Raw genomic sequence first — 21,011 nt, 5'->3', positions numbered from 1 at the left:
TGGCCTAGTAGGTTCTGTTACTTATTGCACCTGCTGCCAGTAAACAGGCGTCATGCCCCCCACCCAGAGCAATTCATGGGATGTGTTCATCACAGATATCAACGCGCCAGCATTCCGTAAGTTCTGCGGGAGCTTACCTCTGGTGGGATAACGCCAAAGGAGATCGTTGATGAAGAAAATCGCTGCTACCGCTCTGACCCTGTCGCTTGCTGTCCCCTTCGAAGCTGGCGCTGACCCTCTCCGCGATGCTCGTGCGTCTGTTGCCCCTGCACTGGATAGCTATGCTCAGGGTTTGCTCGATGCCGATGTCTGGCGCCGTGCGGACCTTACGCCTCGCGACCGCAGCTTGGTGACAGTTGCAGTCCTGATCGCACGCACCCAGTCAGATGAATTGCCCTTCCAGATCGAGCGTGCGCTGGAAAACGGGGTCACGCCGACAGAGATCGCCGAGACAATTACCCATCTCGCCTTTTATTCCGGTTGGGCGAATGCCAATGCCGCGATCATCGCCGCCGCGCCGATTTTCGAAGCGCGCGGAATATCTTCAGCCGACCTGCCCGGCGCAGAGGTCGACCCCCTGCCGCTGGACGTCGAGGCCGAAGCTGCACGTGAAGCGAATGTTCAGCAGAATTTTTCCGACGTCGCCCCAGGTGTCGTCGCCGACACGCGCGATGTGCTCTTTAACGATCTATGGTTGCGTCCCGGCCTCGATCCGCGTGATCGCAGCCTCGTGACGGTCGCCGCACTCATCGGTGGCGGCATGCAGGCGCAGATGGGCTACCACCTGAACCGCGCGATGGATAATGGGCTGACGCAGGAGGAAGCGGCAGGGATGCTGAGCCACCTCGCCTATTACGCCGGTTGGCCCAACATCTTCTCCGCCCTCCCGATCGCGCGCGACGTTTTCGATGCCCGCAGTGAGGGTTGACCGTCAGCCCCTGTAGCGCAGCGCCTCGATCAGCAATTTGAATGCTGGCGAAGCGTGGCGCCGACTTGGATAAAAAAGGTGCAGCCCGTCAAAGGGCTGTGACCAACTTCCGAGAACAGCTTCGAGACGTCCGGAGGTCAGATGGTCGGCCACGTAGAAATCAGGCATGAACGATACGCCGATACCGTCAAGTGTGGCGGCGACCATCGGCCCGATCGCGTTGAAGACAAGCTGCCCCGGCGTGTGAACGCGCAACTCCCGGCCATCTTTTTCGAATTCCCAAGCGTAGAGCCCGCCGTGTGAAGGAAGGCGCACGTTGATGCAATTGTGGTCCATGAGATCCTGGGGGGTTTCTGGACGTCCGTGGGCCTGCCAGTAGGCCGGCGTCGCGACACAGAGAAGCCGGACGTCCGGGCCGATCCGCTGCGCGATCATTCCCTCCGAGACGCGACCGCCATAGCGCACACCGGCGTCAAACCGTTCCGAGGCGATGTCTGTCAGATTGTAATCGACGATAATCTCTAGGTTTACATCGGGATATGCTTGGATGACGGGCATAAGTTTGGGCCACAGAAGGCCCTCGACGGCGAAATCAGGTGCCGTCAGCCGGATCGTTCCTGCCGGCGTATCGCGCATTTCAGAAAGTCTTCGGAGCTCGGCCTCGATCTGCTCAAGGTTCAGTGCGAGGGTCTTGAGAAGACGCTCGCCTGCTGGCGTGGTGGAAACGCTTCGGGTCGTTCGCGTGAGCAACCGCAGTCCCAACCGTTCTTCCAGTGCGCGAATGGTGTGACTGAGCGCGGATTGAGACACGCCGATCTGTCCGGCTGCCCGCGTGAAGCTGCGTTCCCTTGCAACGGCCGCGAACGCGATAAGATCGGTGATGTTCTCTCGTAGCATTATCCTGCATAGCTCACAAGTCTAGCGCGGAAGATATCCGCTTTCCCATATATACATGAAGACGACTTTAAAACTAGTGATTTCAGCTCATGACAGACTTCGTTTGGAGGATATTGTCTGCAGCGCATCTTCGGTTATCTGCATCGCTACAACACTGGCGCAATCGCCTCGTGGTCAACAGGAATGAAGCACATGGATATTAAACGAAGCGGTTCGGCACCTTCGAATGTCGGCAACAGCAACTGGTTCACCGGGAGCGTCCGGGTCGATCCTCTCTTCGCGGCCGAAGACCCGGGGCGGGTCAGTGGCGGGGCCGTGACGTTCGAGCCGGGTGCGCGCACCGCATGGCACACGCACCCGGCAGGCCAAACGCTGATCGTTACCTTCGGCCGTGGCCGGGTTCAGCGTGAGGGTGGTCCGGTGCAGGAAATTTATCCGGGAGATGTCGTCTGGTTTCCTGCCGGAGAGAAGCATTGGCACGGGGCTGCACCGGAAGTGGCAATGCAGCATATCGCGATCCAGGAAGCGATCGACGGACGTGTCGTCGACTGGATGGAGCATGTCTCCGAGGACGACTATCTGAGCTGAGCCCGTGTCGGCATACATTTCCCGGTAGCGTGGCGCACCCCTCGGTGTGCCTGCGGCGATGGGCTCGCCGTCGATACCCAGCCCGTGATTTCAAAAATGGAAGGACCTGACGATGACCGTCATGGCTTATGGTGCCTATGCCGCCGATACCCCGTTGGAGTCGATGCAGATCATGCGGCGCGCTCCCGACCCGCATGATGTCGCGATTGCCATCGTCTATTGCGGCATCTGTCACTCTGATCTGCACACAGTGCGCGGTGAATGGGAGGGCACGCTTTTCCCCTGCGTTCCGGGGCACGAGATTGTCGGTCGCGTGACTGCGGTCGGTTCCAACGTCACGACCTTTGAGGTGGGCGATCTCGTGGGCGTCGGCTGCATGGTCGACAGTTGTCAAAGCTGCCCATCCTGCGCGGAAGGGCTTGAGCAGTATTGCGAGGCCGGGATGGTGCCCACCTATAACGGACCGAGCGCGGATGCGCCCGGCCATACCCTCGGTGGCTATGCGCAGGCGATCACCGTGAACGAGAATTTTGTGCTGAAGATTCGGCATGGAGAAGAGCACTTGGCCGCAGTCGCCCCTTTGCTCTGTGCCGGCATCACAACCTGGTCGCCACTACGCCACTGGAACATCGGCCCGGGCATGAAGGTCGGCATCGTCGGCATCGGCGGGCTGGGACATATGGGCGTGAAGCTGGCCCATGCACTGGGGGTCGAAGTGGTCGCATTTACCACATCGGCTGACAAGTGCGACGCCGCGCTGGCGCTCGGTGCTGATCAGGTGGTCGTTTCGCGCAATGCGGACGAGATGGCTGCGCAGGCAGACAGCTTTGATTTTATCCTGAATACGGTGGCCGCAAGCCACGACCTGGACGCTTATACCGCGCTTCTAAAGCGTGATGGCACAATGACACTCGTCGGTGTGCCCGAGCATGCGCATCCTACACCAGCTGTTTTCAATCTCGTGTCCCGGCGCCGCAGTATCGCCGGATCGATGATAGGCGGCATCGCCGAAACCCAGGAAATGCTCGATTTTTGCGCCGACCAAGGCATCACGGCAGACATCGAACTGATCCGGGCCGACGAGATCGAAGCCGCGTTCGAGCGGATGCGCAAAGGCGATGTGAAATATCGCTTTGTTCTCGATACGGCCTCGCTTGCCTGACTTTTGACAGCCTCGCGTCGCTGCCGTTCGTGGGAGGAGGAGCAACGGCGAGGGGCATCCCAACCATGAGGAAAAACATGACCACCTCCTCCGATCCCCTGGACCAGCCGGCATCCGGCCGCGGCGCGGTTCTCTCGATGTCACTTTGTGTGGCGATGCTGATTGCGTCGGAATTCATGCCGGTCAGCCTGCTGACACCGATTGCTGACAGTCTGAACGCAAGTGACGGCCAGACTGGTCAAGCGGTCTCGATCAGCGGCTTCTTCGCCGTTGCTGCGAGTCTGCTGGTATCTACGGCCGCAGGTCGCCTAAACCGGAAATCGGTGCTGCTGACGATGACGGGGCTGATGCTGCTGTCGCTGGTGATGATCGCGGCGGCTCCGAATTTCATCGTGTTAATGATCGCACGGGCCTTGCTGGGCATTTCCATCGGCGGCTTCTGGTCTCTATCCACAGCTGTCATCATGCGTCTGGTGCCTGCGGACCGTGTTTCTGGTTCGCTGGCCTTGATGTTCGCAGGGCAAGCTACCGCAGCAGCCTTTGCGGCGCCAGTCGGGAGCTATCTTGGTGAAGTGATCGGCTGGCGCGGCGTCTTCTGGGCGCTGGTGCCGATCGTTGCATTGGACCTTCTGTGGCAGGCCGTCGCCTTGCCGTCGCTGCCCGCACAGGAAAGCCAGAGCCTGGGGTCCATGTGGCGGGTCCTGCGCCGCCCCTATGTTAGCCGTGCGCTGATCGCGGTGCTGTTCACCTTCTCTGGCGCCTTCGCAATGTTCACCTACCTGCGCCCCTTTCTTGAAACGGTTTCGGGGGTCGGTGTGCAGATGTTGTCGGTGATGCTTCTTGTGCTGGGCTGTGCCGGGTTCATCGGCACTTTCCTCGGTGGACGGCTGACCAACGGGCATCTCATGGCCCTGTTGCGCTATCTTCCGCTGGCGATGGCGGCGGCGACGCTGGCCCTTCTGGGCTTTGGCCATGTGCTGAGTCTTGTTGCGATCCTGCTGGCGGTTTGGGGCGCGATTAATACGGCCCTGCCGATCAGCTGGATGGGCTGGGTAACGCAGGAGGTCGGTGATGCGCCCGAGGCGGCCGGTGGGCTTATGGTCGGTGCGATCCAGCTTGCGATTCTACTGGGGGCAACCATCGGCGGGGCATTGCTTGACCATGTGGGCATCTCAGCCACGTTCATTTGCAGCGCCATTCTACTCGGGGTCGCCGGAGCAATCGTCGGATCTGGTCGCGCCCTGCGTGCATAAGCCTGAAAGATAGATGACGTATTCGTCCTGCGGAGCGGCCGGCGCTCCGCAGGACGAATATCAGTTGCGGGGTCTGGTGGCTAAGACTGCACAAAGCAGACAGCCCAGACCCGATAGTCCGGTGACGATGCCCATCGTCGCAGGCGTACCCGTGGCGAAGCCGCCGACAAGTGCGGAGCCCACCATGCCGCTGCCGTACTGGATCGCCCCGATCAGGGCAGAGGCGCTGCCGGTATCGGTCTCGACCTTCGACAAGCCCCCAGCGATCCCATTGGCAATTAGCAGTCCATTGACGGACACAACCAGAAAATTGCTGATGATGAGGCCCGATACCCCGGCAAGACCGGTGATGGCACAGAGGGTAAACGTCCCGCCGAACACAGCTGCGCCCGCCGCTCCGATCTGGAACAGGCGCCCGCTGCCGACCCTCTCCACCAGTCGCGCATTGGCCAAATTCATCACCATCAGACCGACAATCCCGCCGGCAAAGACCAACGCGTAGACCTGCGGGGTGAGGCCATAGAAATCCACCAGGGCAAAGGGCGTTCCAGCAATGATCCCGAATACACCCATGTAATAAAAGCCCATAGCCGCCGAATAGCCCATTAGCGCGGGGTTGCGAAGAAGCTGTCCATAGGTGGCAAAGGCGCGACGCAGTGGCGTCCGGGTCCGCCTTGGTATCGGCAGGCTTTCGGGAAGGGTCGCGACTGCCAGCGCCGTAACTGTGCCCAGCACAACCAGGATCCAGAAAATCGTGCGCCAACTGCTCCAGACCAATACCTGCGCCCCCAGGCTGGGGCCCAGAAGCGGTGCGATCGCCATCACCGTCATGAGTGTCGATAACACACGGGCCGCTTGATCCCGCCCATAAATGTCGCGGACCATCGCGCGTGCAAGCGCGACGCCCGCACTGGCGCCCAGAGCCTGCACTGTCCGGGCTGCGAGGATCTGCCAAGGCGCTGTCGCAAGCGCACATCCGGCCGACCCAGCGATAAACACCGCCAGACCGAGTAGGAGCGGACCCTTGCGCCCGATGCGGTCGCTTAGTGGTCCCCAGAATAACTGACCCAGACCAAACCCCAGAAGATAGGTGGATACTACAAGCTCGATCTGGCCCTCGCGGGCATCAAGCGCCTTGGCCATCCTCGGAAGTGCGGGCAGGAAAAGGTCGGTCGAGATCGAGGCGAAGGCCAGAAGAGATGCGAGAACTGTCAAGCTCCAGGGGCCGGCTTGGGCGCTCCCAACGACTGAAATATGGCTGGGCGAGGCCATTTCCGCTTGTTCTCTCATCGTCCTGAATAGCCCATGATGTCCTTAGGATAGCGCGCGCCCGTAACGTCGAACCCGGCCGAGAGGCCGTCGATCTCTGCGAACTCTGCCTCACTCAGCACAACATCGGCTGCGCCGAGGTTCTCCTGCAAGCGATCCACCGAACGAGTCCCGAATAGAGGCACGATGAAAGGTCGTTTCGTCAGGAGCCAGGCGAGAGCGACCTGTGCGGGTGTGGCTCCGATGCCTGTGCCGACACGGGCGATGGCCTCGATGAGGGCGCGGTTCTTGGCGATGGCCTCCGGCGAGAAGCGCGGCGTTCGACTGCGGATGTCGTTGGCCTCGAAGCTGGCAGAGGCATTGATCCTGCCCGTCAGAAATCCCTTGCCCAAGGGACTGTAAGGGATAAGACCTATGTCCAGCTTCTCAATCAGGGGCAGGATTTCGGCCTCAGGTTCGCGGGTCCACAGGGAGAATTCGCTTTGCAGTGCCGTGACAGGATAAACCGCGTGGGCCCGTTGGATCGACGCCGCGCCCGCCTCGGACATACCGAAGTGCCGCGCCTTGCCCTCTGCGATCAGATCTTTCACCGTCCCGGCCACGTCGTCCATCGGCACCTTTGGGTCCACGCGGTGCTGATACAGAAGATCAATGCAGTCCACCCGCAGCCGCCTCAATGAGCCCTCGACAGCTCTGCGGATTTGCTCAGGGCGGCTGTTCACATCGCCCAGATGTTTGCCGGTGGTCTGGTCAATGTCCCAGCCAAACTTCGTCGCGATCTGGACGCGATCCCGGACCGGGGCGAGCGCTTCTCCGACAATCTCCTCATTTGTCCAGGGGCCGTAGACCTCGGCCGTGTCAATCAGGCTGACACCTTGATCCACGGCTGTCCTGATGACCTTGATCAGATCGCTTCGGTCCTTGAGTTCACCATATCCCATGGCACCGAGCGCGAGGCAGGAGACCTCAAAGCCCTGGGCGCCTATTTTTCGCATCTGCATAAAATCGCTCCATTCCGATATCTGCCTTGCAGATATGTCTCATCGGATCGGCTGTATAATGGTTGCAGGGACCATTTCATTTATGTGTAAGGTGCATGAATGTAGTGGAAAGCAGGCAGCGCCGCCTAGCTGCCTTGACTATCGGCGCGGTCCTTTGTCGTCAGCCGAGTGGACGATCGGATCCACCCGTGAAAGGCTCACCATCTTGCACCGGAGAGCCGTTTTCAAGCACACGCCGGCGCTGCCAGGCGCCAAAGGCACCATAAGGGTAGCCGCCGGATGTGGGGCGGCTTACCTTTTCGAGGGTTTCAGTCGCCTCCGCTGCAAGGGTGATGTCGGCGGCTCCCAGATTGTCTTGTAGTTGTTCCAGCGTGCGCGCCCCGAAGATCGGAGCTGTAACACCCGGACGCATCGCCAGCCACCAAATATCTTCAGCAAACCGCGCACCTCGTTTGCCAAGTCCATCGTTTTCTTCAACAAGGCCTTTCTGGTGCTCAGCAGAGCCCGTAGCCCGTGCGCCTCCCGGCTCTTCATATGCACCGGGCTGAACCAACCCATCCGCAAAATCTGAGCAATGCCTTTCGCGTCCGTCTTGTCAGTCTTATTCCGCATCGCTGAAAGTGCAGCACTGACCTGGCGAGCCTCCATGCACACGATCTCGAATCCCTTGTCTTGCAGGCCGAAGAAAAGGTACTGGCTCAGCGCACCAGCCTCAAAGCCGATCCGCACGATCGGGTGGCCGAACGCGTTCAGGCAATTGGCGATTTCATCGACTTCACACGGGAGCTCTCGCTCCATGCAAACCTTGCCACGACCGTCCACAATGCAAAGCGCGCAAGACCGAAGCGACACATCCAAGCCAACGAAGTATTCCATCTTCTGTCTCCCTATCCTCACAGCAATGCTGCGATCTTATCGGGAGCTCGACCTTTGAGTAGGGTCAGCCCAATTACGCATGCTTTCCGCCCTTCCGGCAAAACTTCTCACAATAGAAAAATGTATTGACGGTCGTGCGACAGAAAAGGAATTCCAAAAATTCTGACCGTCCTGACCTCGTTCGACCTTTCAAACACATTCAGTCGAAATCCGAGCGTCACTCTGTCGTGCTGCGCTTGTCCTGTGCCGCAAGCCACTCTTCCATTACGCGACGAACAACTTCGGGTCGTGACGGAAGGTCTTCTTGTTCGCGGCGATAGTCATCAATTGCTTTCAGCATGCTCTGGTCCATGCGGATCGTCACAGGGGCCGTGTCGCGCGGTGGACGTCCCATCTTAGCCATGTCGAATCTCCTTCAAGAAACTACTTGACTAAATGACGTCGTAAACTTAATTTGTCAAGTACGACGGGAGCTGCAACCTTCCCGCCGTACTCTAACCACAACCGATCATAGGGAGATCGATCATGTCTGACACCTGCCTTACCACGCGCTTTGGCGCGGATGAACCCGCGTACTTCCGTCATTCCCCAGTTTCCGGACTGTTTTCGCAGTTGATCGCATCCCTTGCTGCCGCAATCGAAGCTGAGCGCGATATCGAGGATGGCCTCTGGTCCGATCCCAGCTTTGATCATTGGCTACGGCAAGCGGAGCTTGGGTGGGAGCGTGCAACCGGTCTGTGCCGCGCCGTCATCGACGCGCCCGCAACCCGCATCAGCGACGTGCCGCTGCAGCGTTTCGCGCGCCATCTGCATTGGACGCTCGGCTGCGAGACCTCTGCGGAACTGCGGACTGCGTGCCATATCATTGCCGGACATCCGGATCTGTTCTCCTGGAGCGAAAATGGCCCAGAAGGGCGGCGCATCTCGCAGATGCTCGCGCGGGGGCGGCAGCAGTTCGACGAAATTTGCATGCTTGAGATGCTGAACCCTGTCGAAGCCCTGGTCTCATCTACGGCTTCCCACGAAGACGAGCCATTCGCCGCCTGACCTCGGCCAAATCAACTAGGCACCATGTCGCCTTGTCCCGGAATGGGGCAGGGCCGAACAGACGTGGCCGAGTTCTCAGCCCATACATTTATTTAGGTATAGCAATGACTTATCCCACACATACTTCGTTCAAACCCGTCCCCGTTCGTCCGTTTATCTATATCGATGCAGCCGAGACCAGGCTGTTCCTGCCCCGTGGTTCCCGGAACCTTAGCCCGGAAGGTTGGTCACGCGGCTATTCAGGGTCAATCAAGGCAGAATGGAAGGCCATCGCCCAAGCCAAGGGGTTCGAGCTGATCCAGCGGATCCGCGATAAGTCCCACATTGTCTTGCGATGCCACAGCTGTGGTGAATTGACGGGACACAAGCTCTTCACCCTGCGCACCGCGCGGTTAGCTTGTGCGGCTTGCAGGCATCGAACCATCGTCGCGACCGCGCATGAGGCTGGTCTGGAATTTCTGGGCTACGACCCGGATTACCATAAAATCGGCATCTACCACGCGGTGTGCGGCCACACTGCGCTCCGGCAGTTCGGGCAGATCGAACGCATTGCTAGTGGCCAGTGCAAGTTGCGATGCGAAAGCTGTCATTCCGGGAAAGAGGCTGACGAAGCGGCCGACCGAGGGTGGCAACTGCTGGGAAGCGATCCGAAGGGGCATCCGAACTATCGCATGTACCAGCATGGTTGTGGCCACCGGCAGCGGATTGCCCGCGCGAACATGCAGAGCGGCCGCTTTCAATGCACGGCGTGCGGGGAAGGGTGGGCCACCGCGCCAAGCAACATTTACGCCATTCGCCTGGAGCTTCCGACGGGGCTGAAGGCCGTAAAACTTGGCTTTTCGCGCGACCCGCAGTCGCGCCTGCATCATCAACTCCTGCTTCAACCCGGGATTCAGGCCGAGCTTCTGCGGACCATTCCGCAGCCGACTGGCCATGCCGCACTGTGCCAAGAGAAGGCCCTACACCGTGCGCTGAAGAAATCTCATCCCGACGCGATCATTCCGCATGATCACTTCAGAGACTGGCTGTCGGTCAAAACCGAGATCTACGGAAGCGAGATCGAGCCACAGATCACGAAGTGCCTGGACAAAATTCGAAAGGAATGATGGCTCAACTGTAGCCTCATACCAGAAAAGATCAGTCTGAATCCGAAATCGCCACAGCTGTTCGGTTCCATAATCAGGAAACTCAACGGGCGTTCTGTTCCGCGATCATGAATCGCAATGGCAGCCCAGTCCCTCAATCCGGAAGCGCAGCCCGTTCGCCGCTACGTGCGTAACGGTTCAGCATGCGTCGATACGTCGACAATCATGACGGCCCCAAGTCACGTCCCGGAGTCTTCCTTCGCCCATCCATGAAACTGCGCCTCGGGCGCGCCTTGATCCATAAAGCATGGAGATGCAAATGACCCAAACTTCTTCACTATCTTCATCTCCGAAGAAAACGGGCGCCACGCGCCCTCAGTGGTGGGCACTTGCCCACGACTGCATCGCGCGCTTGCGCGCCACCGAAGCCGACATCGTCGATCTCGAGCGGCGTGCAGCGGCTGGCGATGCCGCCGCCATCGACACTCTGATGCAATATGAAGGTGGCGACGGTCCGAGGCCGCATTCTCGCCGCGGTGTGACACCGGCACCTTCCGACGCTAAGCTGATGGCGCGTGCCAATGGCGCGCGACATCTGCCACCCGAGGAGTGGGACGACATCGCGGCGGACGGCGGCGATCCCTTCGCCACAGCTCAGGACGGCGGCACTCGCGCTGCAATCCAGCTTCCCCTCCGCGATGTGATCCTGCTGGCGCGCCTTGCCGCGACCTTCCGGGATGAGGCGGGCTGGGCGGCGTGCCTCCGGCCCGGAGCGTTGACGGTCATGGTGGGCCTCGAACCCAGCCTTTCCTTGGGAAAGTTGCTGACTGCCGCCATGTTGCCGGAGGGCTGGTCGACCCAAAGCCGGGTGGCCAGGTCCACGCAGCACCGGGTGCTGCAATTGCCGGACCGACCGATTAGGGAGAAGGAGCTGGAGCGTCTGCTTCATCATCCGGCACCTATCCTGTTGCCGATCATGCGGCAGGAAGATCTGCCAGATCTTCTTAACAACGGCGCAATGGGCGCGGATGTTCTTTCTCTGGCAAAGCTGAATGCCGATATTCTCTTCTTCGTGCTGAGCATCAGCCACAGCGCGACCGGGCGGATCGATGCGGACAGCGTGCGGGCACTGTTGCCCAACGACGAGTGCCTGGCCAATTTGGAGGCGGGACATCTGGCTATGGCGTGCCGCGCGCCGACAGCCCGTGAAGTAGCAGAACGGATCTCGTTGATGACTAGGACGGCGCCTACCGACGAAGTCGCGCGGGTGCGCTCCGGTCCAGCCATCATCGACGGCACCACGCCTGCGCACCAGGCTGTCCGGAACATCGTAGAGGATCTTGCGGCGTGGCAGGCCGGTGATCTGGGCTGGAGCGAGATGTCCCGCTCGCTCCTCGTTCATGGCGCTCCTGGGACGGGCAAGACATATCTTGCCCGGCAGATGGCCGAAGCGGCTGGCGTCGCTCTGGTTGAGGGCAGCTTTGCCGAGTGGCAGGCTGCAGGACACCTCGGACACATGCTTGCCGCGATGATCAAATGCTGCGACGCGGCGATCGCGACAGCACCTTCTGTCTTGTTCATCGATGAAGTCGACGCTGCCGGTTCACGTTTTGACGGGGATCAGCATGGGATGAGCTACAGAACGCAAGTCGTGAACGGGTTCCTTCAGCAGATCGACCGGCTGGCACGCACCCCGGGCGTGATCCTGATCGGGGCATGCAACCAGATCAGCCGACTGGACCCAGCCATCACGCGCCCTGGCCGCTTTGACCAGATCCTGAGGATGCCACTTCCGTCGATCGCGGATATCAGGCGCATCATGGCCAAGGTGCTGGCAGATACGCTGCCGGAGATCGAGATCGACAGTCTGGCCCGCGCCGCAGTCGGCAAGACCCCCGCCGAACTCGACGCCGCATTGCGTGCCGCCACCGCCGACGCGCGGCGGCAACGGCTGCCCATGTCATCCGACCTGATGCGCCGACACCTCGGGATCGATCAGCCCAACCCGGAACTTCTTCGTCGTATCGCCGTCCACGAAGCCGGTCACGCGCTGGCCGCCGAGCTGCTGGTTCCGGGATCTGTCCTGAAGCTCAGCCTCTCTGACCGCGACGGTCGGACCGAACGCCGTTCGACCTTCGTCGAGCTGACAGTCGAGGAGATCGAAAGAGAGCTGCTGATCCTCATGAGCGGGAGGGCTGCCGAGAGGCTGGTGCTTAGCACGATCTCTGGCGGGGCTGGTGGAGACAAGGAAAGCGATCTTGCCCTGGCAACGGCGCTGGTCCTGCAGATGGATCGAGAACTCGGGCTCGGCCACAACGGTGACGGCTGGCTTGGGCCCGCGGATATGCGTCGGCTGACGGAAGAGGAGCGGCTGCGGATTCGCGCAAAACTGGATCAGGCTGCACGCAAGGCCTATGCCCTGCTGGGCCGCAGGACCGACAGCCTTGTGAACATCTCGAACGAGCTGATGCAGCGTCGTGAAATGAACGCTCATACCTTGGCGCAATTCCTCAGTGACGCAACGCCTGACCCGATGCAGCATCTTCCGATGGACGCGGTCGGATAATCGCCTGTTGGTATCCTCGTTCGTGCCCCGGTAATCCCCCCGTCTCGAACGCGCCACCTGAAATTTCCGACCATCACACCGGCCGTCGAAAATTTGTATTTTCGACGGCCGGTTTTTTCGTTTTCGGCGTGGCTGTCACAATCGCCGCGCCTTCGAGCGGCATCGAGCAGCGCCAAAGTTTTACCAAGAGAGACTTCTCCGGATAACAGGCAGAGTTCTCCACATAAATCGGATCTGCGCCGGAAATTCATGCTCTGACAGTTACTTGTCGGGTGGTAAGGTAAGCTCATGACCTCAACCGCAACAGCAAGCTTCCACATGATGATACCCCACCTTTCTTGCGCATCGACCGCTCAGTTCAGACCGAAACGGGCCCTCCACCCTTAGGTTCTAGCGCGCGACGCGTTTCCCGCTCGATAAACAATCCTTCCAAAAGCCAGTCGACCAGAACGCAGTTTCTCTGCGAACGGAGAAGATTACCCTGATGAACACCATGCCTGACGATATTGACAGCGCTGAGCTCCGCACGATCATTGCCAAGGTGCGCCTCACTACAGCTGAGGCCTTGGAACTCGACCGCCGGATCAAAGCCGCTGGCGGAGGAACGCGGGCACGGTATCTGCGTGAAGCCGCTCTGAAAAATCAATGCAGTGAAGACTTGGCGGAGTTGGTTGGGCGCATCGGCCTTGCCCTCAATCAGCTTGATCACGCCCCCGCACGACGCCTCGGTCACATCGCCCGACAGATCGACGAGATCATTTTCCTGATGCGTCCGGAGGACCGCTGATGCGCGCCTATACTGTCCGCCACGACACCGCAAAGTTCATTGATGGCTATGACCTGCGTGATGGCTCAGAGCTGATCGGCGGCACCGTCCTCGGGACCGGACGTCATGATTTGCGCCAAAGACTCGAACGCATCTCAGCTGGCGCGGGTTATCTGCATATCACCTTGTCTTTGCCGGAAGGCCTCCAGGCTAGCCGCGCCCAATGGCACCTGATCGCAACCTTTCAGTTGCAGCTGATGGGTATCGATCCACTCAGAACAGCTTGGATCGCCGTGCGCCACCGCGACGGAAACTGCGACCACATCCATATCGCAGTCTCGCGCCGGTCCTTCAGCGGCGGGATGCTAACCCCGCACTTGTCCAACGGACGCACCGAGCGCAATCACATCGCGATGGCCGCGCGCCTCGGCCTGCATCAACCGGACTATTTCAACCCGGCGGTCCCGACGCTTACCCCGCAAGTTCCTGCCCGGCGTCTGCAGGACCCGCGCGCCGCCAGACTGGTCGCAGATCTCGGGAAAGCCATCCGCGAAGGCTGGCCCCGCGATGTGGAAGAGTTCGACGTAGTCCTCGCACACGCCGATCCCCCGATCAAACGCCATGTTGGCATGAATCGTCATGACTTTGCGTCCTGGATCTTTGAACAGGAAGGGTTTGCCGCGCGCGGCGGGGCACTCGGGCCGGCTTATGAGCCACGCCACATCAAGTCCCGCCTTGCGCTCTGCGCCGCCCTTGAGCGCACCCGTCTGACTTTGGAACTCATGCGCTGCCTGTCTGCGCTCACCCCTTATCGTGCAAATCTGAAAGGCCTTCCCGATGCCCCACAATCCCGACACGCTGACCTTGCCCAACGAGGTCGAAATTCTGCTCAAGGCGCTCGGCACGACAGACACCAAAGTGGACCGGCTTTTGCCGTTGCTGGCGCTTCTGCAGACCGAAACCGGGGAACGCTCGGAACTTGGCGAGGCGCTCCTGACCGCGCTGCGACTGATTCAGAGCGAGCTCCACGCATTCCAGATCCTTCGGCAAGACCTCCAGACACAGATCGGCACCCTGACCGAAGAGTTGAAGGACCTTCGAAGCGAGACCCGAAAAAGCGCATCGATGATCCGAGAGATTCACGCCGTCCTGATGATGCCGCTGGAAGCCTGACCTGGGGCCGCTGGCTGGGAAATCTTTTGCGTCAGATACGACGTGACTTCCGGGGCTGGAGCTGGACCCGCATGCGCGGGCGCACGATCCGGGTACGATTTGCAGATCACAGCGAGGTCCTGTGCGCACCTCAAGCCTTCACGGAACTCAGTCCCGGAAACGATACGGACAGATTCCTAACTCTGGCTTCATCTCACCGCCAGGACGCCACGGCTGGTCCGGACGACCCTTCGCCTGACCTCTAACCTCTCCCTTTGGACCTTCAACCCTAAACCATGACCGTCGATCCGCGCATAAACAGGCCCTCGACCCGGACGCCCGGGGACGACCTCAGCCGTCTTCAGGCGGCGCTGCGGATCGTGGCCATTTTGCTGGTGGATGATCCGGTTTATGCGCCAGTTTTCGAGCGGCTCGAGGAAGAAATCCGTAAAGAAGAGGATGCCCTTGCCAATGGGCCGCAGGCCCGTGCCCGTATGCTACTTGCCCGCACCGGCGCAGGACTCAGAACGAAATCGGCGCGAGGCGGGATGCCACATCGGCCAGCGAACCACCCTGACCATAACGCACACGGTCGAGCGCGTGCCCCATGAGGTCACGACGGATCCGCTCGTCGATACGGGCCCCCAGCATGCGATCTTCGAAGGCATGACGCAGCCCGTACATCGTGTGACCGTCGGTCTCCTTGAGACCATTTTCCTTCAGGAACTTGTTGACGGTCGCACTTAACGACGCGGAATTCGTGCGATACCGATCTAAGCCCTCCGGGAAACTTCGAAGCGCATCCAGGGACACGCCCAGAACCGGGATCTTGCGCTCAGCATTCACGCTCTTGAGTTGTCGGTTCTCCGCGCTGATCTCGATATAGGGTGTGTTCGCCTGAAGATGGATCGTTTCGGCACTCAGTGCGGCAAGTTCACTCGGGCGGGCGCCGGTATTGATCATCAGCAGGAAAATCGCCCTGGCCTGAGCGTTAAGCCCATCCAGCGCTCCAGGAGCCAGAAGACGCTCCCTGATCCAGTCAGACGAGAACGGCAGTCGTGGACGCGCCTTGCCTTCCTTGAGGGCAAGGTCTCCAAGCGGCAGGACCAGTCCAAGACGTTTCATCTTGTTGACGGTCTTCAGGATGTCTCCCACATGTATCAGATCCTTGTTTGCGGAGTTCGCGCTTAGCCCCTCATCGTCGATGCGATCAAGCCACCAGCCCCGAAAAGCCAGCATGTCCTCGCCGGTGATCGCCGAAATGGGTTTGTCGCCGATGACAGAGATGAGGTTATTTGCGGCCTTGATGCGGGGATTGCGCCAGCGACGCAACTGATCCGGGCTTTTATCCGCAACCCGGTCACGCGTGAGACCCCAGTAATGCTCAACTGCACGCGACACCGTGATCTGGGGTGCGGGCACGGCCCCCAGAATTGCAGCGGATTCTTGGCGGTTCGGCTGTTGATCATGAACTGGAATGGCTTCGATCCGCTGCAGAAGATCTTCGCGCGGCAAATCAGTGACCTTGTTCAGTGGTAGCCATGAAAAACCACGCTTCGCTGCGAGTTCTTGAGCTGCCTGAAACCGCTTCTCGGCGTCTTCCGAGGCGCCTGCCAGACGTGCTTCCCAAGCCTCGATCTGCGCGCGCCAAATTGCGGGTGCCTTGGCCAGAGCTTCGGCTTTCGAATCTGTATGAAGGCTCAGCCAAAGCTCCTTGCGCGGCTCAACCGTCGCATAGCGGGCAGGAACGCGCTTGCGCAAATTCCAAGTGGTTCCACGCAACATCACCGTCATTAGCCACTCCACGTCAGCGCGCCAGTGGAGCAAAATGTGAGGCAGATTGTGTAGCAAGACAAGGTGTCAACCAGTGGCGTGACCGGCTCTCTACATCCAAGCGACTGATCTCATTAGTAAAATAAAATCACACCTGGATGTGTGATGGCGGAGACGAAGGGAGGCTCCACCATATTTCTAAGTTATTGACTTAATTGGACATACAAGAGCGAAGGTTACTCTGTTGTTCCACTTTGTGTCACACTACGGCCCGGATTGTGATGTTGTCAAATGTGATCTGAGTGTAAGCTCATTTGGGGAATGATAATTTCATAATAATCAATATAATATCAATATCTTATGCATTTTTGATATATGAGAATGTATATAGTATTCACATAAAACCATTCAGGAATGGATTAGACAGATACCACAAGGGTAAACTGGCCAAGACAGATACTAGGTAACCCTCTGTCTATATGTGAGGGATAGAGATACATAAATGAAAACAGATAGATACCGGGCTTGAATGACTGCCGTTTCTTGCGGCAGCCTAATTAGTCTGCAAAGACCCAGCGAACGATGCGGTACACTGTTCCTATGGCAATTCCTGCCAATACCCCAAGGAAGGTCGACAAGACTGGCACCGCCCAGACTTCTAGAGAACCGAATACACCGGCCCTTGGGATCACAAGGCCGATTACGAACCCCGCCACTGCGCCACTTAGCGCCCAGCGTATCACAAAGCAGGCAACGGCTTTGATAGCAGGCAACAGCTTATCTTTGTTCGCTTCTAAGCGCTCACGGCCAAGGTGGTAGGCCTCTGACAATCCGGGCAAGGCATGGGGGAACTGCACGGCAACGGTTTGTGTGTATCCCCCTTCAGAAAAATGTTCTGAAAAATTCTGATCCGACTTTGCCTGCGCTTGCGAGTGGGCAACATGCGCCATGTCAAAGCTGCTATCTCCGCTGTTGATTGCGAAGCCCTTCTCGCGGGCCTCATGTATCCACGGGAGTTGCTTTCCATTCGTTAGCCTATTTGCCTTGTCCATAGCATATCGAATTGCGGCGTTGTCTTCATCTGCACTGGAATGCTTGGTGAATAGTCGGGCTACTTGGCCATTGGCGCTATCCGCTCTCGCACCACTGTCGATGATTTCAAGAAAAAACACAGACCGCACAAACCGCTGCGCACGGCGCTTGTTGCTTTGCCACAGAAGAAACCCGGCGACGCAGACTATTGCGACAATCCACATGTGATGACCTTTCAAACGCCTGATCAAGCTCAACATCTTGTGCTGAGATAAAATAAATATCCTAAAATGGTATTATCCTAACTTAGGATTATCCGATTGCCTGAACCCAATCAACAGGCAGTCATTTGACCAAAACCCTTCGCACACCTGAACACGTCTACCTGTGCCAACGGCTCAGGCAGGTGCGCCTTGATGCTGGGTTGACCCAAGCTGATTTGGCTCAGCGACTGGACAAGCCTCAGTCCTTTGTGGCGAAAGTCGAGACACAGGAACGCAGGCTAGACGTGATTGAGTTTGTTAGATGGCTTGCAGCATGTGAAAGCTTGGGCGTAGTTACTGAAGTTGTTGCATCCATTGCAGGCGCAACTTTTAATTCGCAAGATCGCGCTGAACCGCTCTGATTACAGCGCTTGCTCAAGCCATTCCTTCTCAAAGCCCGTTAGTCTTGATGCCGGAGATTTGCATTCCTCCCATAGCCGCGCCCGAAGACGTCGCTTATCATCGCCATCAACGTAGTACCGTTCAGAAATTTGAATGGGTACACCTTCCTCATCAAGTTCTTTTAGTACTTCGGGCCGGAACCAACTAGCAACTCCACCTAGGAACAGGCTGTAGTCGGCTTCCGGGGCAACTTGGCGTACGAAGAGTTCAACAAGTGCGAAGTTTTGCGGTAGGCCATACTCGCATGCTCTGAGAAACTTGAAGATATTGTCTTGTTCTTCAGGTCTACCGGGGTAGCTTGCATCTTGGGTGAGTAAGAAGTTTTTGAGAGAATTGGCTTGTCTGAGTTTGTTGATTAGCGTGGCAAGCTGTCTGGTATTGAATGCGCCGAATGCACCTACTTTTTGTGGCCCGCAAAAGACTTCGCATACCTCCTGAATTTCAAGCCAACGTGGCCAACTGTTCCAAATCAAGAGATTGCTTTGGTGTAGCGACCTTCGCACTGCCTCTTTGATCAAAATTGACGTCTCTAAGCCTATGGAAGACGCAAGTTTCAAGTCATCACTTTCAAGTCCAAGGCGATCTCTAAAATAGCGAAAGCGGTCGTCTGACCTTTCTGAGCGATCAGGTTTGTCAATGTGGATGATGTATTCGTCCGGCAAGTCGTCGTCGTCCGCGAACATGGTTGGGCTTACTTCGAGTTCGGTCTTCTCTGGTACATCGTTAAAAACCATGACTTGCCCGACATGGTGTTGCCCCAATCTGCCTGCACGTCCACGTATGTTGGAAAAGGTAAAGAAGTCATAGTTATCGCGGTTGATTGTCTTGTCATAAATCATAACCGTTTTAGCAGCGGTGTTCACGCCTTCGATAAGGGTCGATGTGCATAGCAATACAGGTAGCTTTTGTTGATTGAACAACCGCACCATGTGAGCTGCAATGGCACGGGGAATACGTCCATGATGAACACCAAACCCATATTCTACGGCCTCGGAGAGGAAGTTCTTTGGGCCAATATTGCCTTTCAGCCAAGCCGCGAAATCTCCGCTTAGTTCAGACACAGCCATTTTTTCCGACAATTCAATTGCGAGCTTGTTTGCCTTACCCGGTGACGAAACAAAAACAAGTGCAGGCCAGTTTCGGTCTTCTCCTATCTCGTCAATCAATCTGTCACGCTTGTTTTCTACAGCCTTGAGGTCAAGAGTATCCACCGCAACTGTGGAAAATCGAGTTTTAAGGAACTCGAAGTTCCATCTTGCATCAGGCGCGACAGATACTTTGTCGATGTTGGGGCCTAGGAAAAAGAATTGTTTTGAGCGCTTCAACAAGCGGTACACGGCTGCATTAAGCGTCACGCTGCGGTCATCACGTCTGGCTGGATCAAGTTTATAGAACTCATCGACAACCGTAAGGTCCAGTTGCCCCAAATCCTCGCGAAGAATTAGACGCTCTTGCGTCCCAAGAAAAATAGTTGGTCCGTCTGTCGATGTTTCGCTTTGATGCATCACGATGTTGAATTTATCTGCAAAACGGTCGCGAAAACGACGCCTAAACTCATCAAGAAGTGCGATGGTCGGTAACACCACAGCAATGCGCTGATACTTGTTTGTGGCAAGTAAGGCATCAACCAGAAGACTTTTGCCAAAGCTAGTAGGCGCACTTAGGACCAGATTGCGACCAGCAAGCAGTGCGTCTAGAGCATTTATTTGTTCACGATGAAACGTAACGCCACCAAGTTCATAGGCCGTCGCGGCCTCAGCTACGAAAGCGTCACTTGCATCAGCTTTTTGGACGTCAATGTAATTCCATAAGCCAGTTGATCTCGCGAGCGAGCTAACCAACTGGTGATATGTGCCCAGTTCATGTTCATTTCGGCTGACCAACTCTGATAATCTAGGCACCGCTTCAAGTAGCGATGGATCGTCATGATCCGTGCTTTGAATGCAAAAAGCCGCCTGTTGAATGGCCTTAAAAGTGGACCTCTTGAGTTCAGCCCCCTTCAGGTCGCTCAGCGCATTCCAATCAATGTCAAGTTTAGGCATGTCGTTCGCCTTAATTCTGAAGCCCTTTCAGTCGGGTATCAAATGCAGTATTGAGTTTATCTTTGTCAGCAAGCGGGACGTAGATCAGCCTAAGCTTAATCTTCTTTGTTAGTCCCGAGGATGCCAAACGCTCCCAAAGTGCGCTCATCTCACGTTCTACGCCATCCGTGTAGTCGTCGCATGGTGCTGTATTGCCCGCTGTAGCATCACTATTTGCTGCAATGAGTACAGGGAAAACAGCATTTCCGATTAAGTCGTCCAGTGAAGTCTCCGAAGCCAGAAGCGCTTTGATCTTGTCACTGTAAGGTATGTCATCGGAAATTTGCGGTCCAAGTAGCAATTTCTCGTTCCGTAGAAAGCCCGCATTGATATGGCTCTCGATAGACGCAATAGCATCCTTAATTGCGCCATCACGGGATTTGAAGAACTTGGCTTCTCCCAGCCAAAGTTCGATCTGATCATCGTCAACATACCGTACATGAACCAAGTCGAACGCTTTAACTGGGTCGTTTGACGCGCTTAGGTAGTTGACACGTGCTGCAACTGGTATGGTGTCAAAGTAAGTCCTACAGATCGCATGTGCGGCAATCTCTCCCACTTCCCCACGCCTCTTGTAGTTCTCACTGATGTATACCCTTGAGGCGGCTTGCTTAAGTCGGACATAATTATTTGTGTGATTACTATTTCTCAGTTCGTCTGACTTAAGAGCATAATCTGTAATCCATTCCATGAGATTGTCGGCAAATCCGTCACATCGCCACTCACTGAGTTCAAATCCGGCGCAATAGCTTTCCGAAGCGCTATCATCGCTCACTAGTTGGGATAGAATACAAGGGGGCTTGATTTGGTAGGGGTGCGTCATGCTCATTGCGCTCTAAGAATTACTTTTCGCCAATATGGCAATATATG

At 57.4% G+C, this 21,011-nt stretch carries 21 protein-coding genes; 10 read left to right on the top strand and 11 right to left on the bottom strand.

All coding sequences use genetic code 11. The features are described 5' to 3' along the window. The first annotated feature begins 169 nt into the window (after positions 1–169). The gene (locus tag BFP70_RS02850; protein WP_066009864.1) at positions 170–928 is read left to right on the top strand and encodes a carboxymuconolactone decarboxylase family protein; all 759 of its coding nucleotides are present in this window, start codon (positions 170–172) and stop codon (positions 926–928) included. Between the two features lie 3 nt (positions 929–931). On the opposite strand, the gene BFP70_RS02845 is transcribed toward BFP70_RS02850, so the two are convergent. Beyond that, positions 932–1,825, bottom strand: coding sequence for a LysR family transcriptional regulator (locus tag BFP70_RS02845; protein ID WP_066009863.1), 894 nt, complete (start codon positions 1,823–1,825; stop codon positions 932–934). Positions 1,826–2,017: 192 nt separating this feature from the next. Between BFP70_RS02845 and BFP70_RS02840 the strand changes: the two genes are divergently transcribed. The 3 genes from BFP70_RS02840 (at position 2,018) to BFP70_RS02830 (ending at position 4,828) form a co-directional block, all read left to right on the top strand. Then, positions 2,018–2,413, top strand: a complete 396-nt coding sequence (locus tag BFP70_RS02840; RefSeq protein ID WP_066009862.1) for a cupin domain-containing protein — start codon at positions 2,018–2,020, stop codon at positions 2,411–2,413. A 112-nt stretch (positions 2,414–2,525) separates the two neighbouring features. Next, positions 2,526–3,575: an NAD(P)-dependent alcohol dehydrogenase gene (locus BFP70_RS02835; RefSeq protein ID WP_066009861.1), complete on the top strand. Its 1,050-nt coding sequence runs from the start codon at positions 2,526–2,528 to the stop codon at positions 3,573–3,575. 77 nt (positions 3,576–3,652) lie between these two features. Next, positions 3,653–4,828, top strand: a complete 1,176-nt coding sequence (locus BFP70_RS02830) for an MFS transporter (protein WP_141693071.1) — start codon at positions 3,653–3,655, stop codon at positions 4,826–4,828. A 60-nt stretch (positions 4,829–4,888) separates the two neighbouring features. Here the strand turns inward: BFP70_RS02830 and BFP70_RS02825 are convergent, their stop codons facing one another. The 5 genes from BFP70_RS02825 to BFP70_RS02810 form a co-directional block, all read right to left on the bottom strand. Then, on the bottom strand, positions 4,889–6,118 hold the full coding sequence (locus BFP70_RS02825) for a multidrug effflux MFS transporter (RefSeq protein WP_218059646.1): 1,230 nt from the start codon (positions 6,116–6,118) through the stop codon (positions 4,889–4,891). Next, on the bottom strand, positions 6,115–7,098 hold the full coding sequence (locus tag BFP70_RS02820) for an aldo/keto reductase (RefSeq protein WP_066009859.1): 984 nt from the start codon (positions 7,096–7,098) through the stop codon (positions 6,115–6,117). The genes BFP70_RS02825 and BFP70_RS02820 overlap by 4 nt, the downstream gene beginning before the upstream one ends. 160 nt (positions 7,099–7,258) lie before the next feature. After that, complete coding sequence (locus BFP70_RS21560) at positions 7,259–7,468, bottom strand: hypothetical protein (RefSeq protein ID WP_369820175.1); 210 nt, start codon at positions 7,466–7,468, stop codon at positions 7,259–7,261. Further along, positions 7,390–7,974 (bottom strand): transposase, encoded by a 585-nt coding sequence (locus tag BFP70_RS02815; RefSeq protein ID WP_255356574.1) that lies wholly within the window; start codon positions 7,972–7,974, stop codon positions 7,390–7,392. Before BFP70_RS02815 ends, BFP70_RS21560 begins: the two co-directional genes overlap by 79 nt. Before the next feature lie 217 nt (positions 7,975–8,191). Then, on the bottom strand, positions 8,192–8,377 hold the full coding sequence (locus BFP70_RS02810; protein WP_066009858.1) for a ribbon-helix-helix protein, CopG family: 186 nt from the start codon (positions 8,375–8,377) through the stop codon (positions 8,192–8,194). A 122-nt stretch (positions 8,378–8,499) separates the two neighbouring features. On the opposite strand from BFP70_RS02810, the gene BFP70_RS02805 reads away from it, so the two are divergent. The 4 genes from BFP70_RS02805 (at position 8,500) to BFP70_RS02790 (ending at position 13,459) form a co-directional block, all read left to right on the top strand. Then, on the top strand, positions 8,500–9,021 hold the full coding sequence (locus BFP70_RS02805) for a hypothetical protein (protein ID WP_066009857.1): 522 nt from the start codon (positions 8,500–8,502) through the stop codon (positions 9,019–9,021). A gap of 104 nt (positions 9,022–9,125) precedes the next feature. Further along, on the top strand, positions 9,126–10,127 hold the full coding sequence (locus BFP70_RS02800) for a hypothetical protein (RefSeq protein WP_083217327.1): 1,002 nt from the start codon (positions 9,126–9,128) through the stop codon (positions 10,125–10,127). Between the two features lie 298 nt (positions 10,128–10,425). Further along, complete coding sequence (locus tag BFP70_RS02795) at positions 10,426–12,672, top strand: AAA family ATPase (protein WP_066009856.1); 2,247 nt, start codon at positions 10,426–10,428, stop codon at positions 12,670–12,672. 493 nt (positions 12,673–13,165) lie between these two features. Next, the gene (locus tag BFP70_RS02790) at positions 13,166–13,459 is read left to right on the top strand and encodes a hypothetical protein (RefSeq protein WP_176715477.1); all 294 of its coding nucleotides are present in this window, start codon (positions 13,166–13,168) and stop codon (positions 13,457–13,459) included. A gap of 344 nt (positions 13,460–13,803) precedes the next feature. Here the strand turns inward: BFP70_RS02790 and BFP70_RS02785 are convergent, their stop codons facing one another. After that, entirely contained in the window at positions 13,804–14,079 is a 276-nt protein-coding gene (locus tag BFP70_RS02785; RefSeq protein ID WP_066009854.1) for a hypothetical protein, read from the bottom strand. Positions 14,080–14,275: 196 nt separating this feature from the next. Here BFP70_RS02785 and BFP70_RS02780 point away from each other — a divergent pair, with 196 nt between their 5' ends. Further along, complete coding sequence (locus tag BFP70_RS02780; RefSeq protein WP_066009853.1) at positions 14,276–14,611, top strand: hypothetical protein; 336 nt, start codon at positions 14,276–14,278, stop codon at positions 14,609–14,611. Positions 14,612–15,112: 501 nt separating this feature from the next. Here BFP70_RS02780 and BFP70_RS02775 read toward each other — a convergent pair. Then, positions 15,113–16,384 carry a tyrosine-type recombinase/integrase gene (locus BFP70_RS02775; RefSeq protein WP_066009852.1) on the bottom strand — a complete coding sequence of 424 codons (1,272 nt, stop codon included), beginning with the start codon at positions 16,382–16,384 and terminating at the stop codon, positions 15,113–15,115. 536 nt (positions 16,385–16,920) lie between these two features. Then, positions 16,921–17,619 carry a hypothetical protein gene (locus tag BFP70_RS02770; protein WP_066009873.1) on the bottom strand — a complete coding sequence of 233 codons (699 nt, stop codon included), beginning with the start codon at positions 17,617–17,619 and terminating at the stop codon, positions 16,921–16,923. A gap of 125 nt (positions 17,620–17,744) precedes the next feature. Here BFP70_RS02770 and BFP70_RS20230 point away from each other — a divergent pair, with 125 nt between their 5' ends. After that, a complete protein-coding gene (locus BFP70_RS20230) occupies positions 17,745–18,020 on the top strand; it encodes a helix-turn-helix transcriptional regulator (RefSeq protein ID WP_083217325.1) in 276 nt (91 codons plus the stop codon). Here BFP70_RS20230 and BFP70_RS02765 read toward each other — a convergent pair whose 3' ends face one another. Both BFP70_RS02765 and BFP70_RS02760 read right to left on the bottom strand, forming a co-directional pair. Then, on the bottom strand, positions 18,021–20,102 hold the full coding sequence (locus BFP70_RS02765; RefSeq protein ID WP_066009851.1) for a DEAD/DEAH box helicase: 2,082 nt from the start codon (positions 20,100–20,102) through the stop codon (positions 18,021–18,023). 10 nt (positions 20,103–20,112) lie between these two features. Then, the gene (locus tag BFP70_RS02760) at positions 20,113–20,970 is read right to left on the bottom strand and encodes a DUF1837 domain-containing protein (protein WP_066009850.1); all 858 of its coding nucleotides are present in this window, start codon (positions 20,968–20,970) and stop codon (positions 20,113–20,115) included. Positions 20,971–21,011: the final 41 nt, after the last annotated feature.

The sequence above is a fragment of the Thioclava sp. SK-1 genome, assembly GCF_001705665.1.
Classification (GTDB): domain Bacteria; phylum Pseudomonadota; class Alphaproteobacteria; order Rhodobacterales; family Rhodobacteraceae; genus Thioclava.
This window is presented reverse-complemented; position numbering and strand designations above follow the sequence as displayed.

Coding starts and splice junctions, on each gene's coding strand:
- BFP70_RS02845 (WP_066009863.1), bottom strand. CDS start 1,825: ATGCTACGAGAGAACATCACCGATCTTATCGCGTTCGCGGCCGTTGCA.
- BFP70_RS02780 (WP_066009853.1), top strand. CDS start 14,276: ATGCCCCACAATCCCGACACGCTGACCTTGCCCAACGAGGTCGAAATT.
- BFP70_RS02765 (WP_066009851.1), bottom strand. CDS start 20,102: ATGCCTAAACTTGACATTGATTGGAATGCGCTGAGCGACCTGAAGGGG.
- BFP70_RS02770 (WP_066009873.1), bottom strand. CDS start 17,619: ATGTGGATTGTCGCAATAGTCTGCGTCGCCGGGTTTCTTCTGTGGCAA.
- BFP70_RS02820 (WP_066009859.1), bottom strand. CDS start 7,098: ATGCAGATGCGAAAAATAGGCGCCCAGGGCTTTGAGGTCTCCTGCCTC.
- BFP70_RS02850 (WP_066009864.1), top strand. CDS start 170: ATGAAGAAAATCGCTGCTACCGCTCTGACCCTGTCGCTTGCTGTCCCC.
- BFP70_RS02790 (WP_176715477.1), top strand. CDS start 13,166: ATGCCTGACGATATTGACAGCGCTGAGCTCCGCACGATCATTGCCAAG.
- BFP70_RS02810 (WP_066009858.1), bottom strand. CDS start 8,377: ATGGCTAAGATGGGACGTCCACCGCGCGACACGGCCCCTGTGACGATC.
- BFP70_RS02835 (WP_066009861.1), top strand. CDS start 2,526: ATGACCGTCATGGCTTATGGTGCCTATGCCGCCGATACCCCGTTGGAG.
- BFP70_RS02775 (WP_066009852.1), bottom strand. CDS start 16,384: ATGACGGTGATGTTGCGTGGAACCACTTGGAATTTGCGCAAGCGCGTT.
- BFP70_RS02825 (WP_218059646.1), bottom strand. CDS start 6,118: ATGAGAGAACAAGCGGAAATGGCCTCGCCCAGCCATATTTCAGTCGTT.
- BFP70_RS02805 (WP_066009857.1), top strand. CDS start 8,500: ATGTCTGACACCTGCCTTACCACGCGCTTTGGCGCGGATGAACCCGCG.
- BFP70_RS02800 (WP_083217327.1), top strand. CDS start 9,126: ATGACTTATCCCACACATACTTCGTTCAAACCCGTCCCCGTTCGTCCG.
- BFP70_RS02830 (WP_141693071.1), top strand. CDS start 3,653: ATGACCACCTCCTCCGATCCCCTGGACCAGCCGGCATCCGGCCGCGGC.
- BFP70_RS02795 (WP_066009856.1), top strand. CDS start 10,426: ATGACCCAAACTTCTTCACTATCTTCATCTCCGAAGAAAACGGGCGCC.
- BFP70_RS02815 (WP_255356574.1), bottom strand. CDS start 7,974: ATGGAATACTTCGTTGGCTTGGATGTGTCGCTTCGGTCTTGCGCGCTT.
- BFP70_RS02840 (WP_066009862.1), top strand. CDS start 2,018: ATGGATATTAAACGAAGCGGTTCGGCACCTTCGAATGTCGGCAACAGC.
- BFP70_RS02785 (WP_066009854.1), bottom strand. CDS start 14,079: ATGACGATTCATGCCAACATGGCGTTTGATCGGGGGATCGGCGTGTGC.
- BFP70_RS02760 (WP_066009850.1), bottom strand. CDS start 20,970: ATGAGCATGACGCACCCCTACCAAATCAAGCCCCCTTGTATTCTATCC.